Annotated in this window: 23 protein-coding genes; 17 read left to right on the forward strand and 6 right to left on the reverse strand. The window is 45.2% G+C overall.

Annotation, left to right across the window (positions count from 1 at the left end; translation table 11 throughout):
- Positions 1–158: 158 nt before the first annotated feature.
- The 5 genes from H9630_RS10315 to H9630_RS10335 all read left to right on the forward strand — a co-directional run bounded on the left by H9630_RS10315 (position 159) and on the right by H9630_RS10335 (position 4,598).
- Positions 159–1,895: a carbon starvation CstA family protein gene (locus H9630_RS10315; protein ID WP_191715403.1), complete on the forward strand. Its 1,737-nt coding sequence runs from the start codon at positions 159–161 to the stop codon at positions 1,893–1,895.
- Between the two features lie 115 nt (positions 1,896–2,010).
- The gene (locus H9630_RS10320) at positions 2,011–2,274 is read left to right on the forward strand and encodes a cory-CC-star protein (RefSeq protein ID WP_191715404.1); all 264 of its coding nucleotides are present in this window, start codon (positions 2,011–2,013) and stop codon (positions 2,272–2,274) included.
- Between the two features lie 24 nt (positions 2,275–2,298).
- Positions 2,299–3,231, forward strand: coding sequence for an ArsA family ATPase (locus tag H9630_RS10325; RefSeq protein ID WP_191715405.1), 933 nt, complete (start codon positions 2,299–2,301; stop codon positions 3,229–3,231).
- Positions 3,232–3,236: 5 nt separating this feature from the next.
- Positions 3,237–4,220 (forward strand): zinc-binding dehydrogenase, encoded by a 984-nt coding sequence (locus tag H9630_RS10330; RefSeq protein ID WP_191715406.1) that lies wholly within the window; start codon positions 3,237–3,239, stop codon positions 4,218–4,220.
- 69 nt (positions 4,221–4,289) lie between these two features.
- A complete protein-coding gene (locus tag H9630_RS10335; RefSeq protein WP_191715407.1) occupies positions 4,290–4,598 on the forward strand; it encodes a DUF4870 domain-containing protein in 309 nt (102 codons plus the stop codon).
- A 200-nt stretch (positions 4,599–4,798) separates the two neighbouring features.
- On the opposite strand, the gene H9630_RS10340 is transcribed toward H9630_RS10335, so the two are convergent.
- Together H9630_RS10340 and H9630_RS10345 are read right to left on the reverse strand one after the other, a co-directional pair.
- Positions 4,799–5,239 carry a YtoQ family protein gene (locus tag H9630_RS10340; RefSeq protein WP_191715600.1) on the reverse strand — a complete coding sequence of 147 codons (441 nt, stop codon included), beginning with the start codon at positions 5,237–5,239 and terminating at the stop codon, positions 4,799–4,801.
- A 54-nt stretch (positions 5,240–5,293) separates the two neighbouring features.
- Positions 5,294–5,515: a transcriptional regulator gene (locus H9630_RS10345; RefSeq protein WP_191715408.1), complete on the reverse strand. Its 222-nt coding sequence runs from the start codon at positions 5,513–5,515 to the stop codon at positions 5,294–5,296.
- 129 nt (positions 5,516–5,644) lie between these two features.
- On the opposite strand from H9630_RS10345, the gene H9630_RS10350 reads away from it, so the two are divergent.
- The 7 genes from H9630_RS10350 to H9630_RS10380 all read left to right on the forward strand — a co-directional run bounded on the left by H9630_RS10350 (position 5,645) and on the right by H9630_RS10380 (position 13,972).
- Positions 5,645–6,811: an exonuclease SbcCD subunit D gene (locus tag H9630_RS10350; protein WP_191715409.1), complete on the forward strand. Its 1,167-nt coding sequence runs from the start codon at positions 5,645–5,647 to the stop codon at positions 6,809–6,811.
- Positions 6,808–9,897, forward strand: coding sequence for an AAA family ATPase (locus H9630_RS10355; protein ID WP_191715410.1), 3,090 nt, complete (start codon positions 6,808–6,810; stop codon positions 9,895–9,897). The genes H9630_RS10350 and H9630_RS10355 overlap by 4 nt, the downstream gene beginning before the upstream one ends.
- Before the next feature lie 83 nt (positions 9,898–9,980).
- A complete protein-coding gene (locus H9630_RS10360) occupies positions 9,981–10,667 on the forward strand; it encodes a hypothetical protein (RefSeq protein ID WP_191715411.1) in 687 nt (228 codons plus the stop codon).
- Positions 10,648–10,860, forward strand: coding sequence for a hypothetical protein (locus H9630_RS10365; protein WP_191715412.1), 213 nt, complete (start codon positions 10,648–10,650; stop codon positions 10,858–10,860). The genes H9630_RS10360 and H9630_RS10365 overlap by 20 nt, the downstream gene beginning before the upstream one ends.
- Before the next feature lie 113 nt (positions 10,861–10,973).
- Positions 10,974–12,242: an acetyl-CoA hydrolase/transferase family protein gene (locus tag H9630_RS10370; RefSeq protein WP_191715413.1), complete on the forward strand. Its 1,269-nt coding sequence runs from the start codon at positions 10,974–10,976 to the stop codon at positions 12,240–12,242.
- 118 nt (positions 12,243–12,360) lie between these two features.
- Positions 12,361–12,804, forward strand: coding sequence for a MarR family winged helix-turn-helix transcriptional regulator (locus H9630_RS10375; RefSeq protein ID WP_290186165.1), 444 nt, complete (start codon positions 12,361–12,363; stop codon positions 12,802–12,804).
- Entirely contained in the window at positions 12,797–13,972 is a 1,176-nt protein-coding gene (locus H9630_RS10380) for an MFS transporter (protein ID WP_191715415.1), read from the forward strand. The genes H9630_RS10375 and H9630_RS10380 overlap by 8 nt, the downstream gene beginning before the upstream one ends.
- Positions 13,973–14,023: 51 nt before the next feature.
- On the opposite strand, the gene H9630_RS10385 is transcribed toward H9630_RS10380, so the two are convergent.
- Together H9630_RS10385 and trhA are read right to left on the reverse strand one after the other, a co-directional pair.
- Positions 14,024–14,803 carry a 2-keto-4-pentenoate hydratase gene (locus tag H9630_RS10385; protein WP_191715416.1) on the reverse strand — a complete coding sequence of 260 codons (780 nt, stop codon included), beginning with the start codon at positions 14,801–14,803 and terminating at the stop codon, positions 14,024–14,026.
- Positions 14,804–15,173: 370 nt separating this feature from the next.
- Positions 15,174–15,821: a PAQR family membrane homeostasis protein TrhA gene (trhA, locus tag H9630_RS10390; protein WP_191715417.1), complete on the reverse strand. Its 648-nt coding sequence runs from the start codon at positions 15,819–15,821 to the stop codon at positions 15,174–15,176.
- Positions 15,822–15,962: 141 nt separating this feature from the next.
- Here trhA and H9630_RS10395 point away from each other — a divergent pair, with 141 nt between their 5' ends.
- Positions 15,963–16,541 (forward strand): DUF1836 domain-containing protein, encoded by a 579-nt coding sequence (locus tag H9630_RS10395; RefSeq protein WP_191715418.1) that lies wholly within the window; start codon positions 15,963–15,965, stop codon positions 16,539–16,541.
- Positions 16,534–16,998, forward strand: a complete 465-nt coding sequence (locus tag H9630_RS10400; protein WP_191715419.1) for a YaiI/YqxD family protein — start codon at positions 16,534–16,536, stop codon at positions 16,996–16,998. Before H9630_RS10395 ends, H9630_RS10400 begins: the two co-directional genes overlap by 8 nt.
- 29 nt (positions 16,999–17,027) lie before the next feature.
- Here the strand turns inward: H9630_RS10400 and H9630_RS10405 are convergent, their stop codons facing one another.
- Positions 17,028–18,131 carry an S-layer homology domain-containing protein gene (locus tag H9630_RS10405; RefSeq protein ID WP_191715420.1) on the reverse strand — a complete coding sequence of 368 codons (1,104 nt, stop codon included), beginning with the start codon at positions 18,129–18,131 and terminating at the stop codon, positions 17,028–17,030.
- A 169-nt stretch (positions 18,132–18,300) separates the two neighbouring features.
- On the opposite strand from H9630_RS10405, the gene H9630_RS10410 reads away from it, so the two are divergent.
- Positions 18,301–18,996, forward strand: a complete 696-nt coding sequence (locus H9630_RS10410; RefSeq protein ID WP_191715421.1) for a type 1 glutamine amidotransferase domain-containing protein — start codon at positions 18,301–18,303, stop codon at positions 18,994–18,996.
- A 13-nt stretch (positions 18,997–19,009) separates the two neighbouring features.
- Here the strand turns inward: H9630_RS10410 and H9630_RS10415 are convergent, their stop codons facing one another.
- A complete protein-coding gene (locus H9630_RS10415) occupies positions 19,010–19,879 on the reverse strand; it encodes a glycerophosphodiester phosphodiesterase family protein (protein WP_191715422.1) in 870 nt (289 codons plus the stop codon).
- Positions 19,880–20,088: 209 nt separating this feature from the next.
- On the opposite strand from H9630_RS10415, the gene H9630_RS10420 reads away from it, so the two are divergent.
- Positions 20,089–20,370 carry a hypothetical protein gene (locus tag H9630_RS10420; protein ID WP_191715423.1) on the forward strand — a complete coding sequence of 94 codons (282 nt, stop codon included), beginning with the start codon at positions 20,089–20,091 and terminating at the stop codon, positions 20,368–20,370.
- A 92-nt stretch (positions 20,371–20,462) separates the two neighbouring features.
- Positions 20,463–21,551 carry an AI-2E family transporter gene (locus H9630_RS10425; protein ID WP_191715424.1) on the forward strand — a complete coding sequence of 363 codons (1,089 nt, stop codon included), beginning with the start codon at positions 20,463–20,465 and terminating at the stop codon, positions 21,549–21,551.
- Position 21,552: the final 1 nt, after the last annotated feature.

Consider the following 21,552-nt stretch of genomic DNA (forward strand, 5'->3'; position numbering starts at 1 on the left):
TAAAGGCAAGAAGCGTTGTATAAAATGACTTTGCCACTCAAGTTGGTTTAAGCGAAATAATTATTGTCAGAACATTTACAATATTATCGCACTCCTCTATGATTGGTGTACAAGCAATTTGGAAAGCTTGCAAAAAAATAGGAAAAGGGGTTGGAAATGTGAATGCCATTGCGTTGGCCGCTATTGGAATTTTCATATTTATTCTGGGGTACCGCTTTTATTCTAAATTTGTAGCAGAAAAGATTTTCAGGCTTGATCCGAATTATGTAACACCGGCCCATCGCTTTAAAGATGGAGTCGATTTCGTACCTACCAATAAATTTGTATTATGGGGACATCATTTTACTTCCGTTGCGGGAGCTGCTCCAATTTTAGGGCCAGCTATAGCTGTCTATTGGGGCTGGTTGCCGGCAGTATTATGGGTAGTTCTCGGAACGGTTTTTGCTGCCGGTGTCCATGATTTCGGCACACTGGTTTTGTCGGTCCGGAACAAAGGGCAATCAGTCGGGACGCTCGCGCATCGTTTGATCGGCCAGCGCGGAAAGGTTTTGTTTCTGTTCATCATTCTGATTCTGGTTTTGATGGTCAATGCTGTATTTGCCTGGGTAATCGCTAACTTGTTTATTTCTTACCCCGCCAGTGTTATACCGGTTTTCATCCAGATTCCATTAGCAATTTGGATCGGTCATGCTGTTTATAAAAAGAACAAGAAAATGCTAGTCCCATCACTTATCGCTTTGGCAGTCATGTACATAACTGCTGTAGTTGCCAGCCAAGTGAGCTTTTTGCAAATCGACCTGGTGCAATATATGGGTGGAGAAGATGGAGCAGGATTATTTGGGTTAGGTTCAATTTCAACAGCCTTCTTTATCTGGATCATCATCTTGATGGTCTACGTCTACATCGCTTCCACTTTGCCCGTCTGGAAATTGCTGCAGCCGCGTGACTTTATCAACTCGCATCAATTGATTGTCGGACTAGGCATCCTGTATTTGGGGTTACTGTTCACCAACCCGGACATAACTGCACCAATTACCAATCCGGATGCTGATATTTCCTGGTTCCCATTGTTGTTCATTACGATTGCCTGTGGTGCGATATCCGGTTTCCATGGACTTGTGTCTTCCGGTACTTCATCTAAACAGCTCGATAAAGAAACCGATGCCCGTTTTGTCGGTTATTTAGGCGCTGTGGGTGAAGGGGTCTTAGCGCTGATTTCCATCATTGCCGTTATTACCTTGTTCCCGGACAAAGAGACGTTCTTTGCGACTTACAGCAGCTTCCAGGCTTCTAACGGAGCCGGGTTAGGTGCTTTTATCGAAGGGGCCACCAATTTAGCTCAAGGCCTGCTGATTCCTGCGGAAGTGGCGTCAACCATTGTTTCCATCATCGTGGTGTCATTTGCAGCTACAACGTTGGACACGTCAGTCCGCTTAATGCGCTACATCATTTCAGAGCTGGGTGTCGAATACAAAATTCCATCTCTTGAGAAAAAGCATGTCGCGACTACTATCGCAGTTGGAGCAAGTGCTGCACTGGTCCTGCTTCCGGAAGGCCCGAATGGTTTCGGTTCAGGCGGCTACTTGTTATGGCCGTTATTCGGTACCGCCAACCAGCTGCTTGCCGGCATCAGTTTGCTGCTGATTTCCATCTGGCTCCGAAAACTTGGTCGAAATTACATGGTGACGATCATTCCGATGATCTTCCTGATGTTTATGACGCTATGGGCCATGTTCCAGCAGGTCTTCCTGCAATGGGCGTGGTATGCGGACCAGCCAAGTACGCTGCTGTTCGTATTTGGTGCGATCATCTTCGTCTTTACACTTTGGATTATCTTGACGGCAATTCAAGCGTTGCTTAAGAAAGCAGACCCTGACTTTTCAGGTGACGAATAAAGAGCGGTTTCAGTTAATGGAGAGTCTGCCTCAATGACTGGACAAAATAGGACGATGGCCAAGGGATCATGCAATTTGTGGTCCCTTCCATTTATATTAAGGAAGAGGTGCTGTTATGTTGGTGTTCGATAAACTGAAGCAGTTGATTGCTTATTATGAAGCCGTCCTTGAATTGCCGCATCGTACTGAAATTGCACGTGAACTTCGGGATGAGGACGACTTGTTTCTGTTGATGCTCTACTCGGAGATGCTTGGAATTCCCAACCCTGTTTATTACTACACATTGGAGTTGTATCCTTACATGATTGAAGAGTTTCATGACTGGCATCTGCGGATGGGGATGGATAAATCACCGTTAACCGGTATTCGTTGCTGTTAGTTTCATTAGGAATGAGGGAATGGAATGGATGTACTGTCAAAAAGCATCATTTTTGTAGGAGGAAAAGGCGGCGTTGGAAAATCGACATCAGCTGCGGCCATAGCCTGGAAGTCAGCGGAAGATGGCAATAAAACCTTATTGATTTCGACAGACCCAGCACATAATGTGGGAGATATTTTCAACCAGAAAATCGGCGGCAAAACGAAAGCGATCGCCGATAACCTGTATGCTCTTGAAATCGATCCGGAAATTGAAACGGATAATTATATCAAAACGGTGAAAGCCAATATCAAAGGTACGGTCCATTCCAGTATGATGGAAGAAGTGAACCGCCAATTGGATACCGCCAAAGCGTCCCCGGGTGCAGACGAAGCAGCCCTGTTCGATAAGTTGATCCACATCATCTTGGAAGAACGCCAAAACTTCGATAAACTGGTATTTGATACAGCTCCGACTGGCCATACGATCCGGCTGTTGACGCTGCCTGAACTGATGGGGGTCTGGATTGAAGGGCTATTGGAAAAACGGCGAAAAACCAATGAAAATTACACACAGCTATTGAATGACGGCGAACCGAGAGAAGATCCCATCTACGATGTGCTGAGAGAACGGCAGGAACGGTTTTCAAAAGCACGGGATCTTCTGCTGGATGAACAAGTAACAGGGTTTATCTTTGTATTGAATCCGGAACGGCTCCCGATATTGGAAACTAAAAAAGCGCTGGATCTTCTGCATAACTATCACCTGCATGTCAAAACACTCATCATCAATAAAATATTGCCGGAAGAAGCAGATGGTGAATTTTTATTGGAACGGAAAAAGCACGAGAAGAAATACTTGCAGTTGATCGCAGAGACATTTCCGAAACAAAAGCTGGTCCGTGTCCCGTTATTTTCGCAGGACATTGTCAACAAGACGCAGCTGGAGCTATTCAGTGAATATTTTAAGGAAGGGTGACTGGAGTGAGAGCATTCGTAATCGAATCCGGTGAACTGAAAGTGAAAGATATGGAAGAACCTAAAGCGAAACCCGGTGAAGTCGTGGTGTCTTTAAGAGCTGCCGGCATTAACCGTAGAGATTTGGGCTTGCCCAAGCGATACGGGGATAAGCCTGATGCCCTCATCATCGGCTCAGATGGAGCAGGCATAATCGAATCTGTAGGTGAAGGTGTAACCGACTTTGCTTACGGGGATGAGGTGATTATCAATCCTGCTTTGCGTTGGCATGCCAATAGCGATGCACCGCCTCCGGAATTTGATATTTTGGGCATGCCGGACCATGGAACATTTGCCGAGAAAATTGCCATATCTGCTGGGCAGGTGGAAAAGAAACCCCGTTACATGAGTTGGGAAGAAGCAAGCAGTCTGGCTTTGCCGGCCTTGACGGGCTACCGTGCCTTGTTTACAAAAGGACGATTGAAAAAAGGGGATACCTTGTTTATTCCGGGCGCCGGCAGTGGAGTCGCAACATTTTTGATTCAATTCGCCAAAAGTGTGGGGGCGCGAGTAATTGTTACGTCACGAAGCGAAGAAAAATGCCGGCATGCCAAAGACATTGGTGCTGATTTGGCCATTGCGACAGACAGCGACTGGCCGGAAGAATTAGCGGGTGAAACTGTGGATCTCGTTATCGACAGTGTAGGAGCAGCCACTTTCAACCGTTCACTCGATGTTTTGAAAAAAGGTGGCCGAATCGTCATATTCGGTGCGACGACTGAAGACAATGTCGATTTCAATTTGCGGAAATTCTTCTATGGGCAATACCAGCTGTTCGGTTCAACGATGGGAAGCCGTGAAGAACTGCGGGCCATGCTGTCGCACATGGAGTCGAATCAGCTCCGGCCTGTCATCGATAAAGTATTTCCTTTGGAACAGGCACAGGAAGCGTTTGATCATTTAGCTTCCGGCAGCCAGTTTGGAAAAGTCGTTTTGCGCATTCGTGAATAAAAATTTGAAACTTTTCAGTCAGCCAGCCGTATAGTAAGTATAAGAAAGATTTGACTGGAGGTTTATGTGATGGAAAACACAGGTTTGAAAATACTCGTCCACGCCAGTGCGTTTTTTGCTCCGTTTCTTGTCCCGGTAATTGTTTTTCTGATTTCTGCTGACAAAGAAGTGAAGAAGCTGTCTATTCAGGCATTGCTTTTTCAATTAGTCTTGGGTGTACTGATTTTTATTTCTAGCTTGTTGATCGTTTTCCTTGTCGGCATCCCGATGTTGATTGTCTTCGGGCTGATGGGCATCATCATTCCGATAATGGGGATTATCAGAGCTCTGAACAATGAACAGTTCGACTATCCGATTGTCGGAAGCTGGTACCAATAAAAAAAGCCCTTTGGGGCTTTTTTTATTGGTCTATTCAGCTTAACAATCAGTGGAGGATGAAGAATCCCCGCTGATCGAAATTTCTTCTTACATACAAAAAACAGCCACTGCTCCCTTGGATTTTTAGGGAGAAAGTGGCTGTTTTTATGCTGCTTTAACGGTCAGTGGGGGATTAAGTCCCTACTGATTAAAGTTTCTTTTTATTCGAGGATATAGGCTAGAGCTTTAATCGCCTGGTCGCAGGTTTCGACTGTGGCGTTTGCTTTTCGTGACAATTCTTTTAATGGATGATGCAGCTTCTCTGGACGGATAATGATGACCGGCTTGCCTGAAGCAAGTGCTGTGCTGGCATCCATCGCCGTATTCCATTGCTTGTACTGCTCGCCGAAAAGAGCGATGACCAAATCTGCTTTGTGCATCAGCACGCCTGTGCGCAAATTGTTGAAGCTTGAAGCGGCATGGTCTTTAGCGACGGCATCATGCTGTGGACCAAGAATGTCTTCCCCGATGTCATCTGAGCGGCCATGATTTTCCATAGGTCCGACAAAGTCGATCGGCAAATCTAAAGCGGCTGATTTTTTCTTGATTTCTTCACGCCAGGTGCTGTGGATTTCTCCGGCAAGATAAACAGTTAATCTCATCATTTCACCCTCCAAAAGCCATTTCCTCCAGTGTATCATAGTAAGATAGAAGGGTTAAATGATCTGGCGCTCTTTCTGCGTAACGGGCATCAGTGAAAGCACATTATCCATTTTAAATGTGCGTTTCTTGTGGCGAAGAAAGCAGTAGGCCTGGAATGAGTTTCCACTGACTTTTAAAATTTTGACGCGGCGTTTGCTGATGCTGCCATCATTGGCCATATACATCATATCGACAAGCTGCTGGTATTTAAATGCTTTTAGGATTTGTGCTTTCATGATTCACCCTCCCTATAATAAGAACGTTTGTTCTTATTATAGAACATGCATTCGATAAAAACAAGTAGACCGTATCGTGTATAATGGAACGAACATATATTCTTTTAACGTGAAGAAAGGAGCAATACGATGAAGTTTTTTCATACTGCCGACTGGCATTTAGGCAAGCTTGTGCAGGGAATCTATATGACAGAAGAACAGCGGTTTGTGCTGGCGCAATTTATAGATGCAATAAAAGAGGAACAGCCCGACGCGGTCATTATTGCAGGAGACTTGTATGACCGTGCAGTACCGCCGACCGATGCGGTCAATTTATTGGACGAAGTGCTGGCGAAAATCGTCTTGGAGTTGAAGACACCGGTATTGGCGGTAGCCGGAAACCACGATAGCCCAGGGAGATTGAATTTCGGCAGCCGGGTGATGAAGATGAACGGAATCCATATCGCTGGCCATGTCCATAAAGAACATCAGGCTGTTATTTTGAACGATGAGTTCGGGGAAGTCCATTTTCATTTGGTGCCCTATACGGATCCATCGATGGTTCGCTATGCATTTGAAGATGATGCGATCCGCAGCCACAACGATGCGATGAAAGCCATTACTGAGAACATAAAATCCTCATACGATCCGCAGGCCCGCCATGTTTTTGTCGGCCACGCTTTTGTGACGCCGCATGGAGAGCAGGAAGAGAACACCAGTGACTCCGAACGTCCGCTGTCGATTGGAGGGGCGGAACACATTGATGCCCATCACTTTGAAGGATTTCATTACACAGCGCTTGGCCATTTGCATAAAGCCCATTATGTGTTGAATGAGACCATCCGGTACTCGGGATCTCCTTTAAAATATTCGATTTCAGAAGAACACCATCAAAAGGGTTTTCATATTATTGAATTGGATGGGACAGGAGAAGTGTCTGTAAGTAAGCGGCTGTTTTCGCCGAGGCGCAATATGCGTACCGTCGAAGGAACGATAGAGGAAATTCTGCGCCATGAAATCAGTGATGATTTTGTTTTCGTGACTTTATTGGATGAGGCCCCTGTGCTGTTTCCAATGGAAAAAGTCCGCTCTGTTTATCCGAATGCCATGCATGTGGAGCGGAAAAAGTTTTCAGGAAGCGTGCTGCAAAGTGAAGCTGTTTCGCGCAGGAAAATGGATTCATTGTCTTTATTCCATGCTTTTTATGAAGAAGTGAAAGGCGAAAAAGCGGATGTTGAAACCACGGCCATTTTTAAGGATGTACTTCAGGAATTCCTGCATGAAGAACCGGCCGGCAAAGAAGAGGTGAAGTCATGAAACCCTTAAAACTGAAAATGACCGCATTCGGTCCTTATAAAAATACTGAAGAAATTGATTTTGCCGATTTGCAGGGAAACCAGCTGTTCGTCATTTCAGGTAGCACCGGTTCAGGAAAGACGACCATCTTTGATGGTATCTGCTTTGCCCTGTACGGTTCGGCAAGCGGATCCGACCGCAGTGAGTCGCGCATACTGAGAAGTGATTTTGCGGATGATGCCAGCCATACCTGTGTTGAAATGGAATTCGAAATACACGGCAAAGTCTACCGCATTTTGCGCCAGATGGGCCATGTGAAAAAAGGGAATAAAAGCGCAACCGGGGAACGCTATGAGTTTTTTGAGCGCATGGAAGACGGTGAAAAACCTTGTGTCGAACGGCAGATCGTTTCGGAAATCAACCGCCGCGTTGAAGAGATTATTGGCTTGACACAAAATCAATTCAGCCAAATCGTCATGCTTCCACAAGGTGAATTCCGCAAATTGCTGACGTCGGAGACCGATAATAAAGAAGAAATTCTGCGCAAAATCTTTAAGACGGAACCGTATAAGCTCATCAGCGAACGCCTCAAGCAAAAGAAAGATGCAGCAGCAAAAACGTTTGAACGTGAACAGCAGGAGTTGAATATTTACATCCAGCGAATCGCTACGTCATTGCCGCATCGCGATTCGGAGCTTTTCGAAGTGCTGGGACGTGAGCATATGAACATCAATCAAGTGCTTGCCGGTTTGGAAAAAGAGGCGGCTTATTACAGACAGAAGATCAGCCTGGACGAACAGAAGTATCAGGCCGTCTATCAACTGCATGCCGATAAAATGAGCGCTTATCATGAGTCGAAAAAGTGGAACGATCGTTTTGGTGAGCTGAAAGTGAAAAAAGATCAGCTTGACCGTCTTGAACAGCGGCAAGCGAATTATACAGAAAAAGAAAAAGACCTTCAATTGGCGGAACGCGCCAGTTATATTACGGGCATTGAGAATCTGTTCCATGATTTGCGCGCGAATGAACAAGAGAAGAAGGAATTGCTGAACAATGCAATCCGGAAACAAGTGCAGGCAGAACAGGCAAAGCTCTCCGCTGAACAGGCATTTGATGAACAACAGGAACTTCAGGGCGAGCGGGACGACCTACGCGAACAGATCCTTTATTTCGAAAAACTGTTGCCAGCTATTGAAGAGCTAAACCATAAAAAAGACAATCTGGCTCGTGTAGCGAAAGAAGCACAGCAATCGGAAATTCGCCTTAAACAGGCAGAAGAAGAATTCAACGTACTAAAAGAAGAAAAGCAGAAATTGGATGGACAAATTGCTGAACTGGAAATTTTTTTGGAAGCAGCTGATGAAACGCAGCAGGAGCTGGCCAGCGTCGCAGAAAAGCACAGAGTGGCTGCAGAATACGTTTTATTGAAACAGCAACGCCGAAAACAGGAAGCTGTCCAGGAAGCGAAGAAGAGGGATTTTGAACAGGCAAATACGGCTTATCGTGAACTGGAAGCCCAGTGGTTTGCCAATCAAGCCCATATTCTTGCAGACCAATTGCATGATGGGGAGGCCTGTCCAGTCTGTGGGAGTCTGGACCATCCAGGAACCGAATTAGAGGCAGGACAGGTGGTCTCAAAAGAACAAGTCGAATCGGCAAAATCCACTTTTGATCAAGTGGATAGGGATTACCGGAATGCGGCTGCCAAACTTTTTGCTTTGGATGAACAGCTGAAAAACAAGAGCAAGCAATTAGCGAGCTTAGAAGTGGATGCGGAACAGGCAGAAGTGCATCTGCGCCACCTTGAACAGGAAAAAGAGCGGTTAACAGAGCTGATCACAAAACAGCAGGCAAGAAAACAGGAGTTGCGGAAATGCAAAGAACAGGCGGCTGTCTGCAACCGGAAAATAGAGCAATTGGAGCAGCACAGACGTGGACTGGGAGAAGAAGTGCAGAAGCAGTCGTCTTCCTTCCACGCAGCAAAAGCGGTGTTTGAAAATGAATTAGCAGCAGTCCCTGAACATCTGCGGGAGTTGCTTGTTTTGAAACAGCAGCTGGAGCAAACTATTACAAAAAAACAGCAGCTGGAGCAGAACTGGATCCATGTCCAGGAGCAATTCCAAACGTCGAAGGAGCAATTGGCAAGCGCCCTGGTTTCCGTGAAGCATGCCAAAGCAACGGCAGAAGAAATAGTAGAAAAAAGAGAGAAAGCCCAACAGCAGTTTACGGATGCTTTGGTGAAATCTGCCTTTGACTCTGAAGAAGCTTACCAGCAGGCGAAGTTGACAGATGAAGCATTTGCCGCTTTGAAAAAAGAAATTGTGGAATTTAACCAGGCTCGCCATACACTAATCCAGCAGGTCAGTGAACTGGAAGAATTGTTAGCAGGCCAAAGCCTGAAAGACTTGAGCCAAGCTGAAGCAGAGCTGTCGGAATTGAAAGGGGCTTATGAACAGGCGCTTGTAGAACGCAACCGTTCACAGGATTTCGAAAGAGCCGGATTGGGGCTGATTGCCGACATCCATGGTGTAATTGAAAAAGCCGTAGAAGCCGAGCAGGCTTTAAACCGGATTGCGGACCTTCATGACATGATCCGGGGCCAGAATGGTTTGAAGATTTCATTTGAACGCTACTTGCAGATTGAGTATTTGGAGCAGATCATCCTGTCAGCCAATGAGCGGCTTAGAAATCTCTCCAATGGCCAGTTCCATTTGATCCGCAGCGACCGGCAGGAAGCGCGCGGCAAACAAAGCGGGTTAGGGTTGGATGTCTATGACGCTTATACGGGACAGACGCGTGATGTAAAAACCATGTCGGGTGGGGAAAAATTCAATGCTTCGCTATGTCTGGCCCTCGGGATGGCAGATGTCATTCAAAGTTTCCAAGGCAACGTCTCGATTGATACGATGTTCATTGATGAAGGATTCGGGTCACTGGATGAAGAATCACTGAATAAATCAATCGAAACCTTAATTGATCTGCAAAAATCAGGACGGATGATTGGTGTCATTTCACATGTGCAGGAATTGAAAGCGGCGATTCCGGCCATATTGGAAGTCGAAAAATCAAAAGAAGGTTACAGCCGGACGAAGTTTCTACTTAAATAAATCCAAGTTCCGGACTCTGACGTTTAGAGCCTCAATGAAAAGTGAATGATAAGAGTAATCGGCAAATTACGGATGGTGATACTGTGGACACGGTACTTTATTTCTTTTTCACTGCCGCTTATATCCTTTTGGTGATATGGGGATTCAAACAGCAGCGGACTTGGAACTTTACAGCATTTTTAACCTTAGTGCTGTTCGGTTTGATTTATGACAATGGCATTATTGCAATCGGCAAGTTCATCGGAGAAGGAACACTTCTGGAAAACTTGAGCCTGCTACGTTTTTGGAGCCATGCTTTCCTTACGCCATTATTGGTTTTGTTCTGTTGGGGGGCCATGAATCAGGCCGGTATCCAGTGGGCAAAGAAAAAAATTATCTTTTATGGATTTCTGCTGTATACAGCGGTGTTGATCGTCATTGAACTGGCTCTGGAAACCTGGGGCCTCGAAATTATTCCAGAGCAGCAGTATGGCGTATTGCGCTATGTATCCGCAGAGACTTCATCCGGACCGCCGATAATGGTTCTCCTGGTGACAGTTGTCCTGGTTCTTACAGGAATTGTGCTTTGGAAAGAAAACGGCTGGAAATGGATGTTGATAGGTGCAGCAACTATGGGGATCGGCAGTGCTGTGCCGATTGAAGTTGAAAGTTCAGCAGCCACCAACGCTTTTGAGCTGTTCTTATTATTTACGCTAGTTTGGACAAAAAACCGTGTAGAAAAAACCAATGAAAACCAAAGGGGTTCAGAAAATGAAGCATTTCAGTTTTAAAGCACGGCTTATTTACTTTGGTGCAATCGCTCTGATCAGTTTGGCTTTTTTTACTTTGCAGCTGATAGCGGTAATGGAAGGCGGCGATGGCATAGGGTCCATTATTTTGATGGTCCTGTGGGCGCTTATGGCTTTATTTGGCTTGGCAGGCATCGTTTTTGCCGTGAAAAATCGGAACCGTCAGAAAAGCTGACGGTTTTTCTTTGTCCAAAAAAGACGGAATTGCACAGGAATTCAGCAAATATTATGGGCTCTGTGATATATGGTAAAGTTGTAGAATAACGAAGCAATACGGGAGGTAACAGAATGACGAAGAAGTTGAGTCCACAGCAAGTCATCGAGTTGATTGATTCGAAAGCAGACCTGATCGTTCCGATCGCCAATGGGGAACCGATTCGGTTATTGGATATATTGGAAGAAAATGCAGCGCAATTGGATGGAGTGAAAATTCACCAGATGCTGGCTTTGCGGTCACGTTCATACATTCAAGGTGAAATAGAGCAATTGCGGCATGTGTCTTATTTCTTGAGCGGTGCTACACGGAAAGTCTATCAGCAGGCGAAGATGGAACTGGTGCCAAACAATTTCCATGAAGTGCCGCGTATGCTTCAAAAAGTTACCAAGATGTCGATGGTGCTGACAGTGGCTTCGCCGATGGATAAACATGGGTATTTCACGCTGGGAACGCAGGCTGATTACATCGCCGAATTTATTGGAAAAGTGCCATTCATTTTAGAAGTGAACGATCACATGCCCCGGACATATGGCCGCAACCAAATTCATATCAGCCAGATAGCGGGATATGTCGAGCATCATGCGCCTCTGTCAGAGGAGAAAGTTCCGGAAGTCAGCGATAAGGACCTGCTGATTGCTTCGACGATCATTCAGGACATTCAAGATGGGGATACTTTGCAGATTGGCATCGGCGCTGTTCCAAACGCTGTCATCAGCATGCTGAAAGACCATCGCCATTTAGGCATTCATACGGAAATGCTGCCGGACGGCGTAGCGAAGCTCGTAGCTGCAGGCGCTGTGGATGGTTCACGGAAATACACCAACCCTGGTAAGATTGTCGCCACTTTCGCTTTTGGTTCCAAAAATCTGTATGACTTTATCGATGACAATCCGGCTGTTGAATTCCTGCCGGTCAGCGTGGTCAATGATCCGCGCGAGATTGCTAAAGAAAAGAACATCGTCTCTATCAATGCGACAACCGAAGTGGATCTGTTCGGCCAATGTGCATCCGAGACAGTCGGCGGCAAGTACTATTCCTCCAGCGGCGGCCAAATTGACTTTGCCCGCGGTGTGCGCTTTGCTGAAAATGGCAAAGGTTATATCTGTATGGCATCAACGGCAAAAAATGATACCATATCACGGATTAATCTGCAGCTGACGCCGGGTTCTGTAGTGACTACAGGGAAAAACGACGTGGACAATATCGTTACCGAATATGGAGTAGCCCGTCTGCATGGAGTTTCCATTTCAGAACGCGTCAAGCGTCTGGCAGCCATCGCACATCCGAAATTCCGTGAAGAATTATTGTTCGACGCAAAGAAACACGGCATTTTGATTTGACTGCACTGAGAACCATTTCCTCTACAACAGGAAATGGTTTTTCTTTTGGAAACCTAAATACTTTTCTTTACAGAAAAAGAAAAGGAGTATAAACTTACCTAGGTAACTAAATGCGAGGGTGAGATTATTGAATAAATTATTATTCCACGAAATTCATCAAAAATCACGGCTATCGATCAAAGAAGTGAATGATGCTCTAAAGGAGTTCGGTCTTTACAGCTCACAATGGTCGATTCTGTTCTGTCTGAAGCAATTCGGTTCAATGACTCAAAAAGAAATCTGGAAATATTTGAATGTGGAAGCTCCTACTGTGACAAGAACGATTGTCCGTCTGGAAGAAAGCGGCTGGATAAATCGAAGAGAAGGAACTGATAAACGCGAGAAGATTGTTCAACTTTCTTCTTCTGCTGAACAAAAGGTACCGGAAATAGAAAAACGGATTCGGCGTGTGGAAGAAAATTTATTGTCAAAGCTTTCCGATGAAGAACAGGATCAGTTGATTCATCTATTGAAAAAAATAGGGTTAGAGAGTACTGAAGAAAAGGATGTAAAGAATGGCTGAAAAAAGACCAATTTGGACAAAAAGTTTTATCAATATATCAGTTAGTACCTTTTTTATTTTTGTGGTATTTTATGCATTGCTGACATTTACCCCCTTATATGTGCTGAATGATTTGGGAGGTACAGCTACAGAAGGGGGATTAGCTGTTTCCGTCTTCTTGCTGTCTGCCATTATCATGCGGTTTTTTGCCGGCATGATTCTGGAGAAATTCGGAAAGAAGAACATACTGATTTTTTCTCTATTTTTCTTTACCGTCAGTACGGTATTGTATGTATTTATCGGAAGTTTTACGGTGCTGTTGCTGCTGCGCTTTTTCCAGGGCATCTGGTTCAGTTTGCTGACAACGGTAGCCGGTGCTATTGCTGCTGATATTATTCCCCCGGAGCGGCGCGGCGAAGGTTTGGGCTATTATGGAATCGCCATGAATCTAGCGGTCGTAGCTGGCCCATTCCTCGCATTGTCTTTACAGCCGTATGTATCGTCACAGGCCATTTTCGTCATTCTTTCCGTTATTATGATCATCGGCTTCTTTTGTGCTTTAGCGGTCCAAGTGGACGAAGGTTCTTTTGTCAAAGAACAAAAACACAAATTGACAATCAGCGATTTTCTGGAGAAAAAATCGATGCCGATTGCGACCGTCGGCTTTTTCATCTCGTTCGCGTATGCCAGTATCCTGACGTTCATTTCGGTTTATGCGGAATCGCTTGGACTGATCAAGGCAGCCAGTTTTTTCTTTGTCGTTTATGCCATTGCTATGCTGCTTGTCCGGCCTTTCAGCGGAAGGATATTTGACACCATGGGCCCAGGCGTTGTTATTATCCCATCCATCATCGTCTTTGGAATAGGGCTTATCTCGTTGAGCTTTACTGCGTCTTCGTGGATGCTGTTGTTGTCAGGTGCGTTAGTGGGCCTTGGCTACGGAACCTTGCTGCCAAGCTTTCAAACTCTGGCCATACAGGCTGCAGATAAACATCGCAGCGGTTACGCTACCGGAACTTTTTTCGCTTTTTATGACAGTGGAATTGCCATTGGATCGGTTTCGCTTGGCTTGCTTGCAGGATTTGCGGGCTATTCCAATCTGTACTTGATGCTGGGGGTTTTTGTGATCCTCGTTGTTTTTTATTACAGTTGGATCATGTCTAAAGACCGCAGCTCAGCCCAGCAATAAAAAACAATCTAAAAAGGATCCGCAAAAATTTTGCGGACCCTTTTTTTATCGTCATTTAACAGTTAAAGTGACTGAGCCGAGCTCGCCGTAGCTGGCTTCGTAAAGCCCTCTCTCCAGCGTCTTCGGCAAAATGAAAGTGCCTGATGAAATGGCCATTCCTTTTTTTACTGTCAACCCGTGGCCATCCAATTCCTTGACCAGCCATTGCAGTGCATTTACGGGATGACCCAGGACTTCAGCAGAAGTGTCTCCCGCAATTTCCTTTCCATTTAAGCTTAGTTTGCCAGGCAGCCGCTCAAGCTGGCTGTAGCTGATGCTATCCAGTGGCTGGCCGACGATGATTTTCCCGGCAACTGCACTGTCTGCGACTACTTGCCCAAGGCTGATTTTTGGGAACCAGTCATCGTATCGGGAATCGGGGACTTCGATGCCAGGTGCCACTTGGGTTTTCTCCAGAAGCGCCTGAACATCGTCCGTTGCCGATAAGTCTTCCTTCGCAATAAAAATCAATTCGATCTCAATTAAAGGAGAAGACATCGAATCCAATTCAATGATGCCATCCGATAAAGCGGAAGTAGTCAGCGCACCATACAAAGGAGTTTCCGATTGGAATAGGTCCTGTGTTTCTTTGCTGGTCAGGCTGATTTTATAGCCTCTTAATTCCTCTTGCCCATTCCGGGTTTTAGTATCCGTAACCGCATGCTGGATTGCATAAGCCTGGTTCTTTTCCAAAGAGGCTGGAATTTGCTCTTTCGGAATTGTTTGCCTGTTGATGTAGGCTTCATATAAAACGGTTGCCATATCAGTTTGCTGTGAATCCAGATTTTTCATAAGAAAGCCCCTCTCAGATGGTATACCTCTTATCATATCATTCTGACAGTTTATTTTGAATGTTTCGTGTTGCTGATTTTTATTGGGCTTCTGCTCTTGGACAGCTTCCGCTTTTCTTTATTGTCCAGACTCCAGCGCCCAGCTCTTCGGGATGTAAGCCACTCTGGCTGTGCGGCTGTAAACACGCCGCTTTGCCAGACCGTCTTACCCCTGTCAGAGCTGCACGGCCGCTTCCGCTTTTCTCTATTGTCCAGACTCCAGCGTCCAGTCCCTCGAGTCGCTTCAGCTTTACCAAGACTGGCAAAGAACGCCATTCCCGGTAAAGCTTCCAGCGCTTGTCAGGACTACACGGCCGCTTCCGCTTTTCTTTTTACAATACATAAAAATAAACAGCCAAGAAGTGGCAAAGGCTTCCCAAAAGAATGAAGAGGTGGAAGATCTCATGAAATCCAAGGTGCTTGGAAGACAGAAAATTAGGTTTTATTCCATATATGATACCGCCTACTGTGTAGGAAACACCGCCAGCGACAAGCAGCAGCAGACCTGTCAGCGACAAGCTGTCAGCCAATGGCACTACTGCGAAAATGATGATCCAGCCCATGGCGATATAGATTGCGGTCGACAGCCATCTTGGCGAATGGAACCAGACCATTTTAAAGAGAATGCCGCTTATTCCCAATACGGCGACAAGGGAGAATAAGGTCCAGCCGAGCGTTCCGCCTAAAGCGATCAGACAAAATGGGGCATAAGAGCCTGCAATCAACGCGAAGATCATGGAATGATCAAGTTTTCGCAAAAAAGCGATGATGTGCGGATCTGAAATGGCTGAATGATAAATGGTGGAAGCCGTATACAATAAAATCAAACTGATGCCGAAAATAGCGACAGCTGTTACATGCAAAGCGGGTGCATTGGCATAAGCGGTTTTGATGACCATCGCTAAAAGTGCAGCGAGGGATAAAACAGCTCCAGCTAAATGGGACAATGCATTAAAAGGTTCTCGGATATAAGCAGTCATGTAAAGCAGCTCCTCGTTATATGTAGTTATTGAAACTATGTATAACGATACTCGCATTGATAAACGGAGTCAAGTTTGGAGAAAATTTGATAATGGGGTAAAATAACTAGTATGAAACACCGCAAGGGAGCGTGGAAGTACATGGGAAAAGCTGATGAAATCATCAAATCGATGGCTTTCCATAATCAGGTTCTGCCGGAAGACATTCCGAAGATCGATCTGTATATCGATCAGGTCATTCAATTATTCGAAACCAGTTTTGCCGAGTCGAAACGGTATCCAGATGAAAAAATCCTGACGAAGACCATGATTAATAATTATGCCAAAGGGAAGTTGTTCTATCCGGTCCAAAACAAAAAATACAGCCGCAACCACATTATGCTGATCAGTTTGATTTATCAGATGAAAAGCGCATTATCGATCAATGACGTCAAGCAGGTGCTGCATGGCATCAATGAAAAGGCGGCACAAAAAGAGTTGGATCTGGAGCAGTTTTACAGCAGTTACTTAAATCTTCAGCAAGGCAATGCAGAGATTTTCGAAGCAGGCTTAAAGCGCCAATCGGAAGAAGCTGCTGAACAGGTGGCGGGTGCTGATGAATCGGAGGAACTGGAGCGCGTCCTGCTCATCGCATCATTGGTTCATACCAGCAATCTTTACAGGAGAGCGGCGGAGAAACTGGTGGATGAGATGGCGAAAGGAGCGGACACGAATGGTTAAAGTTCTCATTGATGCAGATGGCTGTCCGGTGGTCACCCAAACCATCGATTTGGCTAGAGGCTACCGGCTTCCAGTCATCTTGATTTGCGACACTTCCCATGAAATGCACAGAGAAGGGGCAGAAACCATCACGGTATCAAAAGGCGCGGATGCAGTCGACTTTGTGCTGGTCAACCGGGTCAAAAAAGGCGATATTGTCGTCACCCAGGATTACGGCCTTGCCGCTATGGTGCTTGCAAAAAGAGGCATTCCAATCGATCAGAATGGCCGCGTCTATTCAGATGAAAACATCGAGCAACTGCTCCATGGCCGACATGTCGCCAAAAAAATCCGGCAAGGCGGCGGCCGGATGAAAGGGCCGAAAAAACGGCGTCCCGAAGACAATGAAAAATTCGCAGCGGCTTTAACGGTCCTGTTGAAACAAAGTAGGGAAAATGAAAAAGGACCCGGCAGTTGAATGCCGGGTCTTTCTTTGTCTATTTTGGGTTAAATGGTCCAGCGGTCATTAATGATCGCCACCAATACCCAGTCACCGTTGCTGTTCTTCTCGAATACCATGTTCAAGCTCTGCCAGTCCATTTGGTCATATTGATCAGTTCCAGGGAAGTAGTACTCGACAATGGTTGCTTCAGGGTACACTCGGTGAATAAATTCATGTGTAGTTGGCTGGATGGTGCGTCCGTAGCGTTCTTTAGCGGTATATTCCGCATCCATCAAGTATTCATCGTAATACTCAGCAGGCGTCAAATTAATCTCAAAACCGCTGCCGTCCTGATAACCCCATAAATAATCATTGGCATCATTCATGAAGTTGGGAAGTTGGGCTTTGGTGAAAGTCACTCCGCCATTGTCGATGCAACCACCACTGTAAGGGCAGAACGCCAATCCCTCTGTAGAGCTGACATAAGCTGCGACATCACCGAAATCCTCCGCTTGCAGTTCAGCCAGAATATCATTGGCTGTCATCAATAATTCCTGTTTTTCAGGAATGAAAGAAGGTTCGATGGCACGGGCGAGAAATGCAGAAAATTGAGCACGTGTTACCGGAGTGTCAGGGCGGAAAGTATTGTCCGGATAGCCGCGTGCGACTCCTTGATAAGCAAGTCTTGATACGGCATCAAAAGCAAAATGGTTTTCCCTCATGTCCCGAAAAGTATTATCCGGCGCTTCAGGGAAATAAAAAGCTCTGTCCAGCATAGTCACAGTCTGAGCTCGGGTGACAGTCCAATTTGGACGGAAATAATTATTCGGAAAACCGACAATGATCTCCTCTTCAACAGCGGAAGCGATGTAACCGGAAAACGGATGGTTTGCGGGAACATCTCTAAACCCCGTTGAACGGGATGTGTCGTCCAGATTCAAGGCACGTCCGATCATGGCGACAGCATGGGCACGGGTAACAGGATTATTCGGTCTGAAGGTTCCATCCGGATAGCCATTGATGATTCCTTCTTCGTACAAATAAGCGATTTCAAAAGCGAACGGGTGAGTGGCAAAGACGTCATCAAACAAAACAATCGCTTTGGCGGGAGATAAAAACGAACTGAACATCAGGATGGCAGCTGCAATTAAAGACAATAAAGTCTTCATATTTATCCCTCCCTATTTGATCTTATTTTACCACGAATAAAAGTATAAAGTAACAATAAAATGTTATAAAAATAAAATAATGAGTATAAAAGAGCTCTAAGAGTAGTTTTCTACCAGAAGGGGAATAAAAGATAAAATACTTGAAACTGATTTGGGAAAGGAGACGAACATGAAAAAAATCCTCATTGTTGTGACGAATGAAGCCAATGTTGGGATCAAGGGGAAAAAAACGGGGCTGTGGCTTCGGGAAATGACTGATTTTTACCATGAAATAAAAGATTATTTTGACGTGGATATCATTAGCACCGCTTCCAACCGCGTGCCGATTGACCCGCTCAGTTTGATGGAAGCGGTCGTCCATAAGCAGACGCGCCACTATTATTTAGACGATGAGCTGATGGGCAAATTGAAGAAACCGCTGACGCCAGAGCAGGTAAAGGCACATGATTATTCGGCTATTTATTTTACCGGCGGCCATGGTACGATGGTCGATTTTCCGAATAACCCAAGCTTGCAGAAACTGACTGCCTCGATCTACGAAGCAGGTGGGGTAGTGGCTGCTGTATGCCATGGACCGAGTGCTTTGTTGAACATTCCCTTATCTGATGGCCGTAATTTACTGGCGGGGCATGTCGTGACCGGCTTCTCGGATTTTGAAGAAAAAATTATGGGAATGTATCGCGATATTCCTTTTTCCCTGGAGCAAAACTTGAAAGAACAAGGAACTTTATTTCAAATCTCTCAAGTGCCGTTCACATCCTGTGTGATTGAATCAGGGCGGTTGGTGACGGGGCAAAATCCGGCTTCCGCAAGCCAGGTGGGCGAAAAAGTAAAAGAACTCCTGACAGAAGTGAACCCGGCTTAAAACACAGCCGGGTTCATTTATTTGATTTTTTTTCCGCGTAGTCCATGAACTGCAGCGGATAATTGGTCTGAATCAGGGTAAAGCCGCGGTCGATGAACCATCCCCAGCCTTTATCAGGGTCTAATAGCGAAAGAGCATCCGAGCGCCGGGCGTTTTCGGCAAAATCAAGGGCGTTGCCCCATAAATTTGTTTGGTTTTTAAGTTTGCTGACGACAGCTTCAGAAATCACCTCATCCTCCTCTGTATAAAAAATCAATTCGATTGCGATTGGCGAAATCTCATTGAGCAACAGGTCGAGTTGATGAAGATTTTGGTCATTCAGTTTATGCATGTAGCACATGTTTTGTGGTTTCGATTCAAAAAAGTCCTTCAATTGCTCAACCGGTTTGTCGCTTTTCAGCATGAAGTGATCTAAGAGGTCGTGCTTCTCTGCCAGTTCATAAAGTTCGTGCCGTAAATCCCAAGCTTTGTCGGCGTTGATCATGGCTTTTCCTTTAATCACTGGCAGAACTTCGAGAAGAGTAGGCACTTTTTCAGTTGAAATTTTCGCATTGGGGCCGCCGTTCAATTCTTTTAACGACAATTTTTTTATTTCTTTTAATGTCAGCTGATCTATTTCTCCGGTACCGTTCGTCGTCCGGTCTACAGTAGCGTCGTGCATGAGAATAATGTGTCCGTCCTTGGTCAATCGCATGTCCAATTCAATCAAATAGACTTTGCGGTCGATGCAATGTTGAATGGAAGAGAGCGAATTCTCTGGCGCGGTATTCCACAGACCACGATGGGCGACGGGAGTCAAGGGGTGCTGTTTTTCCTGTAAAGCTTGATAAAAACTCTTATAGTTGCTTAATCGCCATCCAAGTAGCTGCTGATTAACTGCCATAAGCGTCCTCCTTATCTATTCCTCTTCAGTATACAAGGTTCCGTTCCATAAGTTTATTGCAAAGCTCAATAAGGTGATTTTGGAATACTTAAGGCTACTGATTGAAATTAGGAAGAAATAAAAAAATTATAAGTACCTAGTTAAAAAATCGTATATAGGGTATACAAGAAGAAGTGAGAAAAAAACCACGTATTTTTGGAGGGATTTTGATGAAAAAGTCGACAATGAATACACTGATTGGCAGCGCGCTTGCAGCGGCCTCTGGAATTTTTGTTTATAAAGCATACCAGGAGAAAAACTCAGTGCAGGTAAGAGAAGATACAGATATGCGCAACAGCAATAAAGTGGATCAACGTGAAAGTGTTGAAGCTCTGGAAGATTCTGCTGAACAGGGCTTGTCCCAGTTAGATTCTGCCTACCGTGATGAATGGCAGGCCAATGCATTTCCGCAAACCCATAAAGAAATGCGGGAACTTGAAGAAGATAAATAAGGGCGTTACATCAAGCGAAGGCAAAGTTTCTTTTTGCTTTCGCTTTTTTGTGTGCAGAAAATACTATACCCATTGGAAAAGGAGAAGCAAGTATGTGGATTAGAAAACCATTTTTTGAATACACGACAGCGATTTTATTGGTTTCAGTGACCTTGTTTTTTCTTGGCAAGATTGATTATATTTTTGAGCCGCTTCAGATCGTCATCGCTACCATTTTTGCGCCGGTCCTGATCGGGGGCCTGCTTTATTATTTGCTGCGGCCTTTTGTAAAATGGTTGATGCGCTATGTACCTAAAATTGCTGGAATCGGAATCGTTTTTACCGTCATTATTTTAACTTTATCTATTCTGATTTACTTTTTGGGTCCATTGGTTACCAACCAGGTCGAGAGTCTCGCAGACCTGGCGCCGGGAACCGTTGAAGAAGTGACGGAGGAATCAAACAACATCCTGTCCGGTTTTCAGCTGGGCGGAGTTTCAGGTCCGGAGATAAAAGCATGGGCTTTGGATTACTTGGAGAACCTTTCAGAAGGACTGCTGAATAATGTGATGAACATTTTGACGATGTTGATGAATATTGCAATTGTCCTCATTGTTGTCCCGTTTGTGCTGTTCTTTCTATTGAAGGATGATGAAAAATTCATTCCACATTTAATAAAGTATTTACCGGAAGAACACAAGCTTGAAGGTGAAAAAGTATTGAAGGATGTCGATCAGACATTGTCTGCGTTTATAGTGGGCCAGGCGATTGTCGCTGCTGTAGTGGGAACCTTGATGTACATCGGTTATTTGATTATCGGATTGGATTACGCTTTGAGTCTGTCGATCTTCGCAATGTTCTTGATTATTGTGCCTTTCCTCGGACCGCTCATCGGCATCATTCCTGCTTTATTTGTCGCTTTGATGAGTGGAGATGCGTGGACGGCAATAAAAGTCATCCTTGTTCTGCTCGTTGTCCAGCAGCTTGAAGGCAATCTTGTAACCCCGAATATCATGGGCAATCGCCTCAACATCCATCCACTGACGATTATTTTACTGCTGATGATTGCCGGTGCATTGTATGGATTTATCGGTATTCTGATTGCGATTCCCACTTATGCTGTTTTAAAAACCTTGGTTCATAATATCCGTTTATTCAACAGGCTGCGCAAAAAGAGAGCAGTCCAACAGCCAGACGGTTAAT

Source organism: Planococcus wigleyi (genome assembly GCF_014836985.1).
Lineage (GTDB): Bacteria > Bacillota > Bacilli > Bacillales_A > Planococcaceae > Planococcus > Planococcus notacanthi.

Excerpts from the sequence above, each read along its gene's own strand:
- H9630_RS10320 (WP_191715404.1), top strand. The coding sequence starts at position 2,011 with ATGTTGGTGTTCGATAAACTGAAGCAGTTGATTGCTTATTATGAAGCC.
- H9630_RS10325 (WP_191715405.1), top strand. The coding sequence starts at position 2,299 with ATGGATGTACTGTCAAAAAGCATCATTTTTGTAGGAGGAAAAGGCGGC.
- H9630_RS10335 (WP_191715407.1), top strand. The coding sequence starts at position 4,290 with ATGGAAAACACAGGTTTGAAAATACTCGTCCACGCCAGTGCGTTTTTT.
- H9630_RS10340 (WP_191715600.1), bottom strand. The coding sequence starts at position 5,239 with ATGAGATTAACTGTTTATCTTGCCGGAGAAATCCACAGCACCTGGCGT.
- H9630_RS10345 (WP_191715408.1), bottom strand. The coding sequence starts at position 5,515 with ATGAAAGCACAAATCCTAAAAGCATTTAAATACCAGCAGCTTGTCGAT.
- H9630_RS10350 (WP_191715409.1), top strand. The coding sequence starts at position 5,645 with ATGAAGTTTTTTCATACTGCCGACTGGCATTTAGGCAAGCTTGTGCAG.
- H9630_RS10355 (WP_191715410.1), top strand. The coding sequence starts at position 6,808 with ATGAAACCCTTAAAACTGAAAATGACCGCATTCGGTCCTTATAAAAAT.
- H9630_RS10365 (WP_191715412.1), top strand. The coding sequence starts at position 10,648 with ATGAAGCATTTCAGTTTTAAAGCACGGCTTATTTACTTTGGTGCAATC.
- H9630_RS10370 (WP_191715413.1), top strand. The coding sequence starts at position 10,974 with ATGACGAAGAAGTTGAGTCCACAGCAAGTCATCGAGTTGATTGATTCG.
- H9630_RS10380 (WP_191715415.1), top strand. The coding sequence starts at position 12,797 with ATGGCTGAAAAAAGACCAATTTGGACAAAAAGTTTTATCAATATATCA.
- H9630_RS10385 (WP_191715416.1), bottom strand. The coding sequence starts at position 14,803 with ATGAAAAATCTGGATTCACAGCAAACTGATATGGCAACCGTTTTATAT.
- trhA (WP_191715417.1), bottom strand. The coding sequence starts at position 15,821 with ATGACTGCTTATATCCGAGAACCTTTTAATGCATTGTCCCATTTAGCT.
- H9630_RS10395 (WP_191715418.1), top strand. The coding sequence starts at position 15,963 with ATGGGAAAAGCTGATGAAATCATCAAATCGATGGCTTTCCATAATCAG.
- H9630_RS10400 (WP_191715419.1), top strand. The coding sequence starts at position 16,534 with ATGGTTAAAGTTCTCATTGATGCAGATGGCTGTCCGGTGGTCACCCAA.
- H9630_RS10405 (WP_191715420.1), bottom strand. The coding sequence starts at position 18,131 with ATGAAGACTTTATTGTCTTTAATTGCAGCTGCCATCCTGATGTTCAGT.
- H9630_RS10410 (WP_191715421.1), top strand. The coding sequence starts at position 18,301 with ATGAAAAAAATCCTCATTGTTGTGACGAATGAAGCCAATGTTGGGATC.
- H9630_RS10415 (WP_191715422.1), bottom strand. The coding sequence starts at position 19,879 with ATGGCAGTTAATCAGCAGCTACTTGGATGGCGATTAAGCAACTATAAG.
- H9630_RS10420 (WP_191715423.1), top strand. The coding sequence starts at position 20,089 with ATGAAAAAGTCGACAATGAATACACTGATTGGCAGCGCGCTTGCAGCG.
- H9630_RS10425 (WP_191715424.1), top strand. The coding sequence starts at position 20,463 with ATGTGGATTAGAAAACCATTTTTTGAATACACGACAGCGATTTTATTG.